Origin of the sequence: Pleomorphomonas sp. NRK KF1, from assembly GCF_023721755.1 — a bacterium.
Taxonomy (GTDB): Bacteria; Pseudomonadota; Alphaproteobacteria; order Rhizobiales; family Pleomorphomonadaceae; genus Pleomorphomonas.
The window spans coordinates 199,247-212,539 of the sequence record NZ_JAMDLH010000004.1; the positions used below are offsets into that span (position 1 = coordinate 199,247).

Consider the following 13,293-nt stretch of genomic DNA (forward strand, 5'->3'; position numbering starts at 1 on the left):
CTTCGGACGAGACCACCGTGATCACGGAAGCAGGCTCCAGCGATACAAACCTCGCCACCAACGGAAGCGAAGTCTTCAGGTTCGACAATTCGGGCACTTCGGCCAGCTACCTCGAATATGTCTACTCAGGTACAGCCCAAAACAACACGAGTTCCGGAGAGGATTACCAAAAATCTGTTTTCTACATCCCTTCAGTACAATCGTACATCAGAATAATAAATGATGGAACTCTATTTTCCAAAACAGGACAATCAATACTTGGGGATGGAAATTATGTATCAATCGCTAACAACGGAACAATTTATGGAAAAACATACAGCATTTACGCCAACGGCGACGCATACAGAATAGCGAATAATCTATCTGGAGTTATAGGATATTATTCAGATGGACTTGTTAATTACAAAAGCGGAACTGGTGTTTACTTATATGGAAGTGAATCTTTAGTTTACAACCAAGGCGAGATAACGGGAACATCGTACGGCGTAACCATCTCGGGCGGATATTCGACAATCATGAATTACGGCACAATATCTGGTGGTGACGCCGCAATAAAATATAAAATGGGGAATAATAACCTATACATATACGATGGCTCGTCTTTTATCGGCGGCGTGGATTTCTATGGAACGTCAGACAACAGTGTATATTTTGAAACAACCGGAAGCTACACGCTGGATGTCTCGGAATACGTCTCAAGCAGCAACACCGTCACCGCAACCAACAGCAATGTCACCATCGTCAAATCCCTCAATGACGCTAATAACGGCACGCTGAACGCCGTCGCGGCGGGCAACGTCGCGTCGGTACCGGACGTCCAGCGCTCCTACGGCCAGTCCGTGCTCACCGTCATGAACGGCATCCTCAATCTCGACATCGACCGCTCGGCGCCGCCCGCCCCGGAGACGGCCTCGCCGATGCTCGGATATGACGAGATCAACCCCAGGATCCAGGACCCGCTGAAGATCATGGGCGACGGCGTCGCCGTCAGCGGCTCCAACCTGTTGTGGGCGCGCGGCTTCGGCGGCCAGCAGTTCTACAACGCCACCGACACCACCTCCTCCCACTACGGTCTGGCCGTCGGCATCGACCATCAGTTCGACCAGGAGCGCATCGGCCTGCTTGCCGGCGCCAGCCGCCTCATCAACAAGGCCGACGACGGTTCGGGCAAGGTGACGGGCACCTTCGGCTTCGGCGGCGCCTACTGGCGCCATCCGCTCGGCGCCTTCACCCTGGACGCCCAGATGGTCGGCGGCGGCCTCTCCGCCACCTCCGAGCGCACCGTCAACACCACCGAGACCGCCGAGGGCGACCTCAACGGCTGGTTCTTCTCGCCCGAGCTGCGGCTGTCGCGCGATTATGCCCTCTCCGGCGACTGGTCGCTGACGCCCTCGGCCGCCCTGCGCTACACCGCCGCCGGCTTCGGCGCCTACAGCGAGCACGGTTCGTCGCAGAACATCTCCTACGACGACCAGACCACCCACACGCTGGAAGGCATCGTCGGCATCAAGCTGTCCAAGGCCGCCCGCCTTCAGGACGGCAAGCTCGGCAAGGTCTCCTTCACCGGCGAACTGGTCAATTCCACCCGCCTCGGCTCCGGCGACATGAGCGCCAGCCTGTCGGGCACCGACTTCACCGTCAGCACCATGGACGACCGCAACGTCCTCGGCGCCCGCATCGGCATCGGCGGCGAACTGATGATCAGCGACAACGTCTCCCTGTTCACCAATGCCAAGGTCGGCCGCTACTCCGACAACTCAAGCTCATGGTCCGCCGACGCAGGACTGAAGATCAGCTTCTGAGAAGAGACCAAGAATAGCTAAAGAACTGAATACCAGAATGTGAGCCCCGCTGGAGATCCGGCGGGGCTTCGTCTTGTCTTCGCCAACCGGGCTTCCGACAGCCAAAGTGGCACTTATAACTCCAGATTGTATAAGCAACACAACGACTTCACGGCGCCATCCTGTGAATTAATGACACGTTAGAATTAACTAATCTCGCCCGCGTTGCCGATTTGCAACAACACTGTAACTTGATGTAACCAATGTATTTTTCCGCCAGATTCCCTTCCGCTGCGTCGACAGGACACCCGATCCGCGCCGTACCGCACCAATATGAGGCCCCATGGGCTTTCTCACCACATTGCCAAGGCAAACAACCTCACATAGCAAAGTGCTTCAGAACCGTTTGTCTATCACGATACTGTCCGGACAGCCAAAGGCTGGAAATGAAATGACCTGCACTTTGAAATTTATTGCCAACCGGAACAGATTTCTGACCAGTATCTCCGCTTGCGCCCTGTCGACCGTGCTGATCTCGTCGACTGCGGTAACGTCGTCATCCGCGGCAGACAGCACGATCTATATTACCGAAAGTGGCTCCAGCAATTCGGACTCTACCATTCAGGACGCTCCAAACTTCAGATTCTCGGCGTCTGGCACCCCAAGTACCCAGCTTGAGTACACATATTCAGGGAAAGCTACAAACACCTCAACCGGCGGCCTTATAAGCAATCTCGCAAATTTCTACATTGATTTACCATATATTTCCCTCACACTGACGGAAGATGGAACCTTAATTTCAAATTATGTGTCGATATCAAGCGATAAAGGCGACCTAAATATAACAAATTCTGGAGCAATTTACGGCAGAGATTCGAGTATAGATGCGTATGGAAATGATTTTAAATTATCTAATAATTCTACAGGAATCATAGGATATAACAACACAAGTGGAGCAAAAAGCATTACAGCTATATACGCCGCCGGTGAAAATTCTGAAATACGAAATTTCGGAATAATAACAGCATCAGATACAGCTATTTCAGTGCAAGGAGAGAATTCAACAATTAGAAATTACGGGAATATATCCGGATCAACGTATTCTATATATTATCTTAGAGATAACAATAATCTTTATATTTATGAAGGATCAACATTTGATGGAAGTGTTTATTTCCGGAACAGCATCGGAAACAATATATATTTTGAAACGACGAGCAGTTACACGTTGGATGTCATCGGATACGACGATTCCAACAACACCGCCACCGCGACCAACAGCAATATCAGCGTCGTTACCTCTCTCGACGCGAACGGCACCGGCACGCTGAACGCCGTCGAGGCGACCAACGTCGCCTCGGTACCGGACGTCCAGCGCTCCTACGGCCAGTCCGTTCTCAACGTCATGAACGGCATCCTCAATCTCGACATCGACCGCTCGGCGCCGCCCGCCCCGGAAGCGGCCTCGCAGATGCTCGGCTATGACGAGGTCAATCCCAGGATTCAGGACCCGCTGAAGATCATGGGCGACGGCGTCGCCGTCAGCGGTTCCAACCTGTTGTGGGCGCGCGGCTTCGGCGGACAGCAGTTCTACAACGCCACCGACACCACCTCGTCCCACTACGGCCTGGCCGTCGGCATCGACCACCAGTTCGACCAGGAGCGCGTCGGCCTGCTGGCCGGCGCCAGCCGCCTCGTCAACAAGGCCGACGACGGCTCGGGCAAGGTAACCGGCACCTTCGGCTTCGGCGGCGCCTACTGGCGCCATCCGCTCGGCGCCTACACCCTGGACGCCCAGATGGTCGGCGGCGGCCTCTCCGCCACATCCGAACGCACCGTCAACACCACCGAGACCGCCCAGGGCGACCTCAACGGCTGGTTCTTCTCGCCCGAGCTGCGGCTGTCGCGCGACTATGCCCTCTCCGGCGACTGGTCGCTCACCCCGTCGGCCGCCCTGCGCTACACCGCCGCCGGCTTCGGCGCCTACAGCGAGCACGGCTCGTCGCAGAACATCTCCTACGACGACCAGACCACCCACACGCTGGAAGGCATCGTCGGCATCAAGCTGTCCAAGGCCGCCCGCCTTGAGGACGGCAAGCTCGGCAAGGTCACCTTCACCGGCGAACTGGTCAACGCCACCCGCCTCGGCTCGGCCGACATGAGCGCCAGCCTGTCGGGCACCGACTTCACCGTCAGCACCATGGACGACCGCAACGTCCTCGGCGCCCGCATCGGCATCGGCGGCGAACTGATGATCAGCGACAACCTCTCCCTGTTCACCAACGCCAAGGTCGGACGCTACTCCGACAACTCAAGCTCATGGTCCGCCGACGCGGGACTGAAGATCAGCTTCTGAGCCGAGACGACGGGCAGCGCGGGCCGGCGGCGACATCGCCCACCCGCGTGAACGGGGTCCATATGGACATGCCGTCGGTCGCCATCGCCCCACGCGGGAAATCCCGAGGATGGAGCCCCTCTTTTGTCGTTGAAAGGTAAGGTTATTTTTGTCATTCTCCGGTCGCCTTGATGCGGCGGGATGACGATGTTCAGCAAACTGGCGGCCGATGATCTGGATCTTCGAGACCTATTCAATGCCTCGGCGAACGCCTATGTCATTTTTACTCGGGATCTGATCATCGCCGGTTGCAACGACGCCTATCTCAAGGCGGTCGGCCGCGATAGTCGTGAGGAAATCATCGGGCGCCACCTGTTCGAGGCCTTCCCCGCCGACCCCGCTTCGGACGAGTATCGGATCCTCACGGCCTCGTTCAACCGGGTGCTGGAGACCAACCAGCCCGACCACGTGGCGCTGGTGCCCTACGACACCTCGCGGCCCGGCGAACCGCCCGCCCTCCGCTACTGGAGCGCCACCCACACGCCGCTCCGCAACAAGGCCGGCGAACTCGCCTACATTCTCCAGCACACGCAGGACGTTACCGAACTCCAGCAGCTGCGCGAACGCGACGCCCGCGCCAACATGGTCGAGTCAGGCGTTCTGGCCCGAGCGCAGGCGGTGCAGACGGCCAGCGACAAGCTGTTCGGCGAGATCGCCCTGTTGCGCGAACTGTTCGAGCAGGCGCCCGGCTTCATCGCCGTGCTCACCGGCCCGACCCACGTCTTCCAACTGGCCAACGACGCCTACCGCCGGCTGGTCGGGCGCGACACGCTCGTCGGCCTCAGCCTCGCCGAGGCGCTGCCGGAGGTGGTCGGCCAGGGCTTCACGGATATCCTCGACGAGGTCTGGCGCACGGGAACGCCCTACTCGGGCCAGGACGTGCCGGTGTTCCTGCGCGGAAGCGGCATGGCGGAGCCCAGGCTCCGGCACGTCGACTTCGTCTATCAGCCGATCCGCGACGCCCAGGGCGAGATGACCGGCATCTTCGTCCAGGGCCATGACGTGACCGAGCGCTGGCGCGCCCAGCGCGACCTCGAACGGCAGACCGAGCTGTTGCGCCTCGCCCAGGAAGGCGGCGGCTTCGGCACCTACGACTGGGACTTCCAGCGCCGCACGGTGCGTGGCTCCCGCCTGTTCCACGACCTGTTGCGCCTGCCGGAGACGATGGAGGACGTCCCCATCGTCGAGGTGCTGAACCGCATCCATCCGGAAGACGCCACCCGCCTGATCGGCCTCGCCGCCGACAGCGCCGCCGGCGCCGACGTCGAGATGCCCCACGAGCTGCGCCTGCTGGTCGACGGCCAGATCACCTGGATCGGCGCGCGCGGCACCGTCGTCCGCGATGCCCAGGGCCGCCCCGAGCGCGTGCTCGGCGCCGTGCAGGACCTGACGCAGCGAAAGCAGATCGAGGAGCGGCTCGACATGGTGGCGCGCGAGAGCGCCCACCGCGTCAAGAACATCCTGACCATCATCCAGATCATCACCGAGAACACGCTGCGCCGCGCCCCGTCGATCGAGGCCGCCCGAGAGAGCCTCGGCGACCGCATCGCCGCGCTCAACAAGGCGCAGATCCGCATCCTGGCCGGCCCCGGCGACAGCCGCCTCGGCGCCATCGTCCGCGACACCTTCACCGTCACCTACCAGCTCGACGACCGCATCGTCATCACCGCCGACGGCGACGCCGAGCTGGCGCCGCGCACCGGCCTCGGCCTGGCGCTGGCCTTGCACGAGCTGATCACCAACGCCCTGAAATACGGCGCGCTGTCGACGCCCGACGGCAAGGTCCACATCGCCTGGACGCTCACCCCTTGCCCCGAGGGCGAAGGCGCGCGGGTGAGGCTCGACTGGCGCGAGGAAGGCGGCCCGCCGGTGGAGGTCGGCCCCGGCAAGGGCTTCGGCTCGATGCTGATCCGCAACAGCCTCGCCCACGACCCCATGGGCCGCGCCGACTGGACCGCCGCCCCCGACGGCGTCCGCTGCCAGTTCGTGTTCTCGGCCAAGGCGATCGTCGGCGAGGACGAGGACGAGGACGATGACGGAGATCGCCAAGCCCAGCAGTCATGAGGCGATGATGATCGTCGAAGCCACCGAACAGGATTTCGCAGCGCTCATCGAGGGCCGCGCGCCGAGAGACCTTCGACTGGCCGACACACCGATCGCCTCGCCCGAGATCCTCGGGATGCTGGCCGAGGTGGCCGCCCTGGTGCGCGAAAGCTTCTCACCCGTCGCCTGGCTGATCGTCAGCGACCGCGAACTGGTCGGCCTCTGCTCGGTCACGCATCCGCCCGAGAACGGCGTGATCGACATCGGCTACGGCATCGCGCCAAGCCGGCAGGGGCAAGGCCATGCCGGCGCGGCCATCCGCGACATCTTGCGCTGGGCCGAAACCAACCCCGCCGTCCGCGCCATCACCGCAGACACCAGCCCCGCCAATACCGCCTCCATCCGCGTCCTCGAACGCGCCGGCTTCACCCGCACCGGCGAGCGCTGGGACGAGGAAGACGGCCAGCTCATCGAGTGGCGCCGCGAGACGGCGTGAGCCCCCTTGGGTCAGGCTCTGAGCCAGAGGGCTGGACGGACGCCGCCGGTACACCAGCCGTCGGCGAGGTTGCCCTTCAGGATGTTGTTGCCCTGGATGCCGATGTTGCCGTCGCCGTGGATGTAGACGGCCTTGACGCCGAGGCGGCCGGGCGAGCGCAGCCACCACCACCAGGTGCCGCCGTCGCCGCGCCAGAGATGGGCCGACCGCTTGGCGTTGTTCTCGTCCTTGCGCTCGAACCAGTAGCGCCGCTTTCGCCCCTCGTCGTAGAGCTTGGCGCTGCTGTCGCCGAAATAGCGGCAGACCGCCTCTTCGATGCTGAGGAGGAACACGCTGTCCTCGGTGTCAGCCCCGCCCGGCGTGCCGTACCACTGATTGTCGAGGTTCTTGTTGACGACGGGCACGATCCGCGCCCGGTCGGCCGCGCCGAAGCCGTCGAGAAAGGCGCCGTTGAGATGGCGCCGCAAGGCGCAGTCGGCCCAGGTGATCTCCGTGTAGGCGTCGTGATAGGGGCGCTGATCGATGATCCGCTCGGTGATGACGAGCGCCGCGCCGTCGCGAACATCCAGCACCCGCCAATCAAGACCGCCAAAGGACAGCGCCGCGCCGAGTTCAATATCGTTCATTCAAGCAACCACCCCAAAACATGTGATGATTCCTATATACCCAAGCTAAAAGGGTTTTTCCTTGGTCGGAACCGGCAAATCAAGCCGCAATTCCGTCCTTTCACCGTAGTGCCCTACATCACCGAAGTTCACGTTTGCGGCAGCTGCCACATCGGCATCGATACGAAGACGACGGCTCAACTCCCTTCCTGCCCGCCGAACCGACGGCCGGAAATCGCCCTCTCATGAAGACGCGCGCCCCCGGATATGGCCGAAAACCTGAGAAATTGAACGAGGTAATAAAACTCATAATCATTCGCAATTCACCGGATGCGGAACAATTGAGCCAAGACGTAATGTTGTTTCGCTTTTGCGAGGCAATCGCACACCAACCTCCGGTAGACGCGAAGGGGCGATCAATTGACCTTCATGGAAAGAGAGCGGCGCTCGATACCGGCCATTCCGCTGACCATGGCGCGTGAGGGCCAGCCGCTGCGCATCGTCGACATCGACCATGGCCAGCGCTGCCGAAGCCGCCTCGCCGACCTCGGGGTGTTCGGCGGCGTGGCGGTGACGGTGGTCAAGGGCGGCGGTTGCGGACCTCTGCTCTTGGCGATCAACGGCTCGCGCATCGCCATCGGAGCCGGGCTTGCCTCGAAAATCCTCGTGACCGATCAGGATGGATAGCTCCATGGACACACTCGTCAGACCGTTGGCCGTCGGCGACCGCGCAAAGGTCGTCGGTTATATGCCGGGAGACCGGCATCTTCGCTCCCGCCTCCTCGAAATGGGGCTGACGCCCGCGACGGAATTCACGGTCATGCGGGTCGCCCCCCTCGGAGACCCGATCGAGATCCGCCTCAGGGGATTCTCCCTCTCCTTGCGCAAGGCCGAAACGGCCGCTCTCAAGCTCGAAAGGCTCGCGCCATGACCGGCCTCACGATCGCCACCGTCGGCAACCCCAACTGCGGCAAGACGACGCTCTTCAACGCCCTGACCGGATCGCGCCAGAAGGTGGGCAACTGGCCGGGCGTCACGGTCGACCGCAAGGAGGGCACCTACGTCCAGGACGGGCAAACCGTAACCGTCGTCGATCTGCCAGGCACCTACTCGCTCGGCGGCCTGTCGTCGAGCGGTCTCGACGAGGCGATCGCCCGCGACTACATCCTGTCCGGCGAGCCGGGGCTCATCGTCAACGTCGTCGATGCCGCCAACCTCGAACGCAACCTCTACCTCACCGCCCAGCTCATCGAGATGCGGGTGCCGGTGATCGTCGCCCTCAACATGACGGACGTCGCTACCGACCACGGCATCGAGATCGACATCGCCGCCCTCAGCGCTGGCCTCGGCTGCCCCGTGGTGCCGCTGGTCGCCTCGCGCGGCAAGGGAATCGAAGCCCTGCGCAAGGCCATCACCCAGGCCGGCCGGCAAGCGGCGCCGACCAAGCGCCTGTCCTACGGCAAGGCGGCCGATGCCGCCGTGGCCGAACTCGCCGCCAAGATCGGTCAGAAGACGCTGGCCCGCAACGCCGCGCCGGAATGGCTGGCGGCCCGCCTGATCGAAGGCGTCGACGGGCTGGACTGGTTCACCGATCCGTCCTGCCGGAGCGCCGCGTCGACCGCCAAGGCGGCCCTCGAAGCGTCAGCCAACGAGGACGCCGACATCATCTTCGCCGATGCCCGCTATCGCTTTGCCGGCGAGGTGGCGAAAGCCGCCGCCCGCGACAAGCGCCGCGTCGCCAAGACCGTTTCCGACCGGATTGACGCCGTCGTGCTCAGCCGGGCGTTTGGCATCCCCATCTTCCTGGTGGTGATGTACGTGATGTTCCTGTTTGCGATCAACTTCGCCGGCGTCTTCATCGACTTCTTCGACCTGCTCTTCGGCACGGTCCTGGTCGACGAGCCGACCAAGCTGATGACCGGCTGGGGCGCTCCCGACTGGCTGATCACCCTGCTGCCCGGCGGCATCGGCGCCGGCATCCAGACCGTTTCGACCTTCGTGCCGGTGATCGCCTTCCTGTTTCTCTTCCTGTCGCTCCTCGAAGATTCCGGCTACATGGCCCGCGCCGCCTTCGTCATGGATCGCTTCATGCGGGCAATCGGGCTGCCCGGCAAGTCGTTCATTCCGATGATCCTCGGCTTCGGTTGCAACGTGCCGGCGGTGATGGCGACGCGCACCCTCGACAACCGGCGCGACCGCGTCATGACGGCGATGATGGCGCCCTTCATGTCCTGCGGCGCCCGTCTGCCCGTCTATGCGCTGTTCGCCGCCGCCTTCTTCCCGACCACCGGGCAGAACATCGTCTTCCTGCTCTACCTCATCGGCATCGCCGCGGCCGTTCTGACCGGCCTCGTCCTCAAGACCACCGTGCTGAGGGGCGAGACGTCGCCGTTCATCATGGAGCTGCCGCCCTACCATGTCCCGACGTTCGGCGGCGTGCTCAGGACCACCTGGGATCGTCTCAAGGCCTTCGTGCTGAAGGCGAGCAAGATGATCATCGCCGTCGTGGTGCTGCTCGGCTTCCTCAACTCCGTCGGCACCGACGGCAGTTTCGGCAATGACAACACCGATCGGTCCGTGCTCGCGGCCATCGGCGAGAGCATCACGCCGGTCTTCGCGCCGATGGGCATGACCGAGGAGAACTGGCCGGCCACGGTCGGCATCTTCACCGGCATCCTGGCCAAGGAGGCCGTGGTCGGCACGCTCAACGCGCTCTACGAGAACATCGACGGCGCGCCCGCCGACGCCGGGGAGGAAGAAGACGCCGGGCTGTGGGGCGGTGTCGCCGCCGCCTTCGCCACCATCCCGGAGAACTTCGTCGCCTTCACCGAAAGCTTCAGCGATCCGTTCGGCCTCAGCGTCGGCGACGTCGCCGACCAGGAAGCCGCCGCCAGCGAGCAGGAGGTGTCGGTCGGCACCTATGCCGCGATGGCCGCGCGCTTCGACGGCACGGCGGGAGCCTTCGCCTACCTGCTGGCGGTGCTGCTCTACATGCCCTGCATCGTGGCGATCGCCGCGATCTGGCGGGAAACCGGTACGGGCTGGGCGATCTTCGCCAGCGCCTGGACGTCGGGCCTTGCCTATGGCGCGTCGGTACTGTTCTACCAGGCGGCAACCTTCGGCCGGCACGCGGTCTCCTCGACGCTGTGGATCGTCGGCATCCTCGCGGTGTTCGCCGCCGTCGTCGCCGTCATGCGCTGGATCGCCACCGACCGCCTGCCGAGCGGCGCCGTGCCGCGCCCGGCGGCCTGAGCCACTGCCGGATGGCCCGCCGGTCCCAACCGGCGGGCCTCCCCCAACGAGGATGACGGCCAGCTCATCGAGTGTCCCCAGAGACTCTGATCCAAAGGGCAGATGTTGGCTCCTCTTGAATCCGGTAGCACTGAGTGCTACCTAGAGACATGCGAGAGCGTACATTCAAGACAGCTTGGTTTGCCAAGGCTGCCCGCAAGGCGAGGATCTCCGATCAGGAGCTGTCCAAGGCAATCCGGCAAGTGGCGCTTGGTCAGGCCGACGATCTCGGCGGCGGCGTGTTCAAGAAGCGGCTCAACGAAAACCGTCATCGCTCGATTGTGCTCGCAAAGGCTGGTGAGTTCTGGGTGTTCACCTACCTGTTCGCCAAGCAGGATCGAGCAAACATTGACGACGACGAGCTGGAAGCGTTCCGCAAGCTCGCGGAGCTTTACCGCCGGAAGACGGCGAGCGATCTGGAAGCCGAGCTGAAGGTCGGCGCATTGGTGGAGATTTGCCATGACAGCGAAGCGTAAGTTCAAGAGCGACGCCTTCGAGGCCATCCACAGCGCCGTCCTTGGCATGTACGAGTCGGGCACCATCGACAAGGAGACGATGAAGACCTTCGACGAGACGTGTCTGTCGGTGCCGGTGGTCCTCTCACCCGAGGAAATCAAGGCGCTGCGGGAAAGGAACCGCGTCAGCCAGCCGGTGTTCGCCCGCTATCTCAACACCAGCGAGTCCACCGTGCAGAAGTGGGAAACCGGCGCCAAGCGGCCGAGCGGCCCGGCGCTGAAGCTGCTCGACATCGTCCAGAAGCACGGGCTCGCGATGCTCGCCTGAGCCGTTTGGCATCGAGGCGCAACTTTTCCTACCTCACGCCGCCGACAGCGCCGCCGTCACCTCCTGGGCCAGGAGGTCGCAGATAAATAGCTTGGCGGCCACCGGGCTCATCTCGCCGCGCTGGGGCAGCGGGGAGACCGGCGTCGCCACGAAGACGACGTCGCAGAGGTCTTCGAGCCCGCCGAACTGGCGGCCGGAGATCGCCACCGTGAAGGCGCCGGCCGCGCGGGACTGGGTGAGGAAGCGCTCCGTCGGCACCGTCAGCCCGGTTTCGGAAATGGCGATCACCACGCTGTCGCCACCGCGCGCGCCGGCCACCTCGTCGGCGAGGATCGGGTCCTGGAAGGCGCGGGCGACGAGGCCGAGGCGCGAGAAGCGGTAGGCGAACAGCTCGGCGACGATGCCGGACACGCCCGAGCCGAACACGTCGACATGGCGGGCCGCCGCGAGGCGCGCCGCCACCTCTTTGAGGTCGGCCTCGGATATGGTGTCCGAGGTCGATTTGAGGGCGGTGATCATGCGGTCGGCAAGCTCGGACGAGCCGCGCGTCTCGTCGGAGCGGCGATAGGCGATGTCGGAGGCCAGCGCGATCTTCAGTTCGCGGAAGCCGGCAAAGCCCATCTGGCGGCAGAAGCGGACGATACTCGCCTCGCCCGCCCCGCATTGCAGCGCCAGTTCGGCCGTCGAGGCGCGGATGGCCGCCTCCGGCTGGCCAAGGATGTAGCCGCCCACCCGCGCCAGCGCCTCGGGCATCTCGTCCATCGCACCCTGGATCTCGGCCAGAAGCCCCCGTCCGAACAGCGTATCGGCCACCGTGTTCTCGTCTCCGCTCGATTCTCTGGGAGCCTACACCAGTCAGCGCCAGAGCACCCGCCGATCAGGTTGAACCAACCTGATCGAAAAGCGGCTGCTCCAACAAGAAACCTGGCGCCTTCGCTCTGCGCCCCAATGTTTCACGCCGATCAGCGAAGGCGCCAGACCGGGTTGCTCCAGGCGCGGCGGCCGACGGCGTCGGTGACGATGACGCGCAGCCACGGGCTGCCTTCCAGCCCGTCGAGCGGCAGCGACACGCGGCTCATGCCGGTGCCGAAGCTGTGCTCGTACTGGTAGCCCCGGCCGATGGCGAGAACGCCCGAGGCCGGCGAGCACTCGACGACCAGCCGGTCGCCCTCGAAGGCAAGATTATGGATCTCCGGCCCCTGGCTCGAATAGAAGGCGCCGGCCTTGAGCGCGGCGAGGATGGCCTCGGCGCTGTTGTCGGCCGCCTTCACCATCACCCAGGCGGCGCCGAAATCGGGCGCCTTGAAATGCGCGTCGTCGGAGGCATAGGCGAGGAGGCGCCGGCCCTTGTCGGCGAGACCGTCGAGCATGTAGGCGCCGTCGCCCTTGTCGTGAACGATCTGGCAGCCGTGGTTGTAGATCTCCACCGCGTGGCAGGCGTCGGCCACCGTCTCGGCGTCGGCCAGCGACAGCTGGTACCAGGCCGGATGGGCCATGCCGACGAAGGCGCCGGCCGCCCTGGCGCGGCGGGCCAACGCCGGGCCGTCCTCGTCCTCAGTGGTGGGCGCGAAGTCGGCCGGCAGACCGGCGGCCACCAGATGCCAGAGGTCGCTCATCTCGGTGCGCGGGGCGTGCAGCTCGGCGCCGAGGATCAGCGTCAGGCCGTCCACCGGGCCGGCGTCGGTGATCGGGAAGCCGTAGGACGGCAGGAAATGGTCGGTGATCGACAGGAAATCGTAGCCGGCGGCGCGGTAGCGGCTCACCACCTCGTCCGGCGGCAGGCGACCGTCCGACCGGTTGGTGTGGGTGTGGATGTTGCCCTTGAGGAAGCGGCCGGGGGCGGTAAAGGCAGTGAAGGCGGCGAAGTCGGTCATGTCGATCATCCGGAAAGGAAGGGGC

General features: G+C 63.6%; 12 protein-coding genes. 9 read left to right on the forward strand and 3 right to left on the reverse strand.

Features of this window, described 5'->3' with window-relative positions; all coding sequences use genetic code 11:
- The first annotated feature begins 614 nt into the window (after nt 1-614).
- The 4 genes from M4J39_RS12355 (at nt 615) to M4J39_RS12370 (ending at nt 6,715) form a co-directional block, all read left to right on the forward strand.
- Nucleotides 615-1,802 carry an autotransporter domain-containing protein gene (locus M4J39_RS12355; protein WP_251728258.1) on the forward strand — a complete coding sequence of 396 codons (1,188 nt, stop codon included), beginning with the start codon at nt 615-617 and terminating at the stop codon, nt 1,800-1,802.
- A 1,207-nt stretch (nt 1,803-3,009) separates the two neighbouring features.
- Nucleotides 3,010-4,137: an autotransporter outer membrane beta-barrel domain-containing protein gene (locus tag M4J39_RS12360; protein ID WP_251728259.1), complete on the forward strand. Its 1,128-nt coding sequence runs from the start codon at nt 3,010-3,012 to the stop codon at nt 4,135-4,137.
- A gap of 186 nt (nt 4,138-4,323) precedes the next feature.
- On the forward strand, nt 4,324-6,240 hold the full coding sequence (locus M4J39_RS12365) for a PAS domain-containing protein (protein ID WP_251728260.1): 1,917 nt from the start codon (nt 4,324-4,326) through the stop codon (nt 6,238-6,240).
- A complete protein-coding gene (locus tag M4J39_RS12370) occupies nt 6,209-6,715 on the forward strand; it encodes a GNAT family N-acetyltransferase (RefSeq protein WP_251728261.1) in 507 nt (168 codons plus the stop codon). The genes M4J39_RS12365 and M4J39_RS12370 overlap by 32 nt, the downstream gene beginning before the upstream one ends.
- Nucleotides 6,716-6,726: 11 nt before the next feature.
- Here the strand turns inward: M4J39_RS12370 and M4J39_RS12375 are convergent, their stop codons facing one another.
- On the reverse strand, nt 6,727-7,341 hold the full coding sequence (locus tag M4J39_RS12375) for a DUF6273 domain-containing protein (RefSeq protein WP_251728262.1): 615 nt from the start codon (nt 7,339-7,341) through the stop codon (nt 6,727-6,729).
- A gap of 408 nt (nt 7,342-7,749) precedes the next feature.
- Here M4J39_RS12375 and M4J39_RS12380 point away from each other — a divergent pair, with 408 nt between their 5' ends.
- The 5 genes from M4J39_RS12380 (at nt 7,750) to M4J39_RS12400 (ending at nt 11,394) form a co-directional block, all read left to right on the forward strand.
- Nucleotides 7,750-8,007, forward strand: coding sequence for a FeoA family protein (locus tag M4J39_RS12380; RefSeq protein WP_251728635.1), 258 nt, complete (start codon nt 7,750-7,752; stop codon nt 8,005-8,007).
- Nucleotides 8,008-8,011: 4 nt separating this feature from the next.
- On the forward strand, nt 8,012-8,251 hold the full coding sequence (locus M4J39_RS12385; RefSeq protein ID WP_251728263.1) for a FeoA family protein: 240 nt from the start codon (nt 8,012-8,014) through the stop codon (nt 8,249-8,251).
- The gene (gene feoB / locus M4J39_RS12390; protein ID WP_251728264.1) at nt 8,248-10,572 is read left to right on the forward strand and encodes a Fe(2+) transporter permease subunit FeoB; all 2,325 of its coding nucleotides are present in this window, start codon (nt 8,248-8,250) and stop codon (nt 10,570-10,572) included. The genes M4J39_RS12385 and feoB overlap by 4 nt, the downstream gene beginning before the upstream one ends.
- A 149-nt stretch (nt 10,573-10,721) precedes the next feature.
- Nucleotides 10,722-11,087: a type II toxin-antitoxin system RelE/ParE family toxin gene (locus M4J39_RS12395; protein ID WP_251728266.1), complete on the forward strand. Its 366-nt coding sequence runs from the start codon at nt 10,722-10,724 to the stop codon at nt 11,085-11,087.
- Nucleotides 11,071-11,394, forward strand: coding sequence for a DNA-binding transcriptional regulator (locus M4J39_RS12400; RefSeq protein ID WP_251728267.1), 324 nt, complete (start codon nt 11,071-11,073; stop codon nt 11,392-11,394). Before M4J39_RS12395 ends, M4J39_RS12400 begins: the two co-directional genes overlap by 17 nt.
- 33 nt (nt 11,395-11,427) lie before the next feature.
- Here M4J39_RS12400 and M4J39_RS12405 read toward each other — a convergent pair whose 3' ends face one another.
- Nucleotides 11,428-12,207 carry an SIS domain-containing protein gene (locus M4J39_RS12405; protein ID WP_251728268.1) on the reverse strand — a complete coding sequence of 260 codons (780 nt, stop codon included), beginning with the start codon at nt 12,205-12,207 and terminating at the stop codon, nt 11,428-11,430.
- Nucleotides 12,208-12,356: 149 nt separating this feature from the next.
- The gene (locus M4J39_RS12410; protein WP_251728269.1) at nt 12,357-13,268 is read right to left on the reverse strand and encodes a PHP domain-containing protein; all 912 of its coding nucleotides are present in this window, start codon (nt 13,266-13,268) and stop codon (nt 12,357-12,359) included.
- Nucleotides 13,269-13,293: the final 25 nt, after the last annotated feature.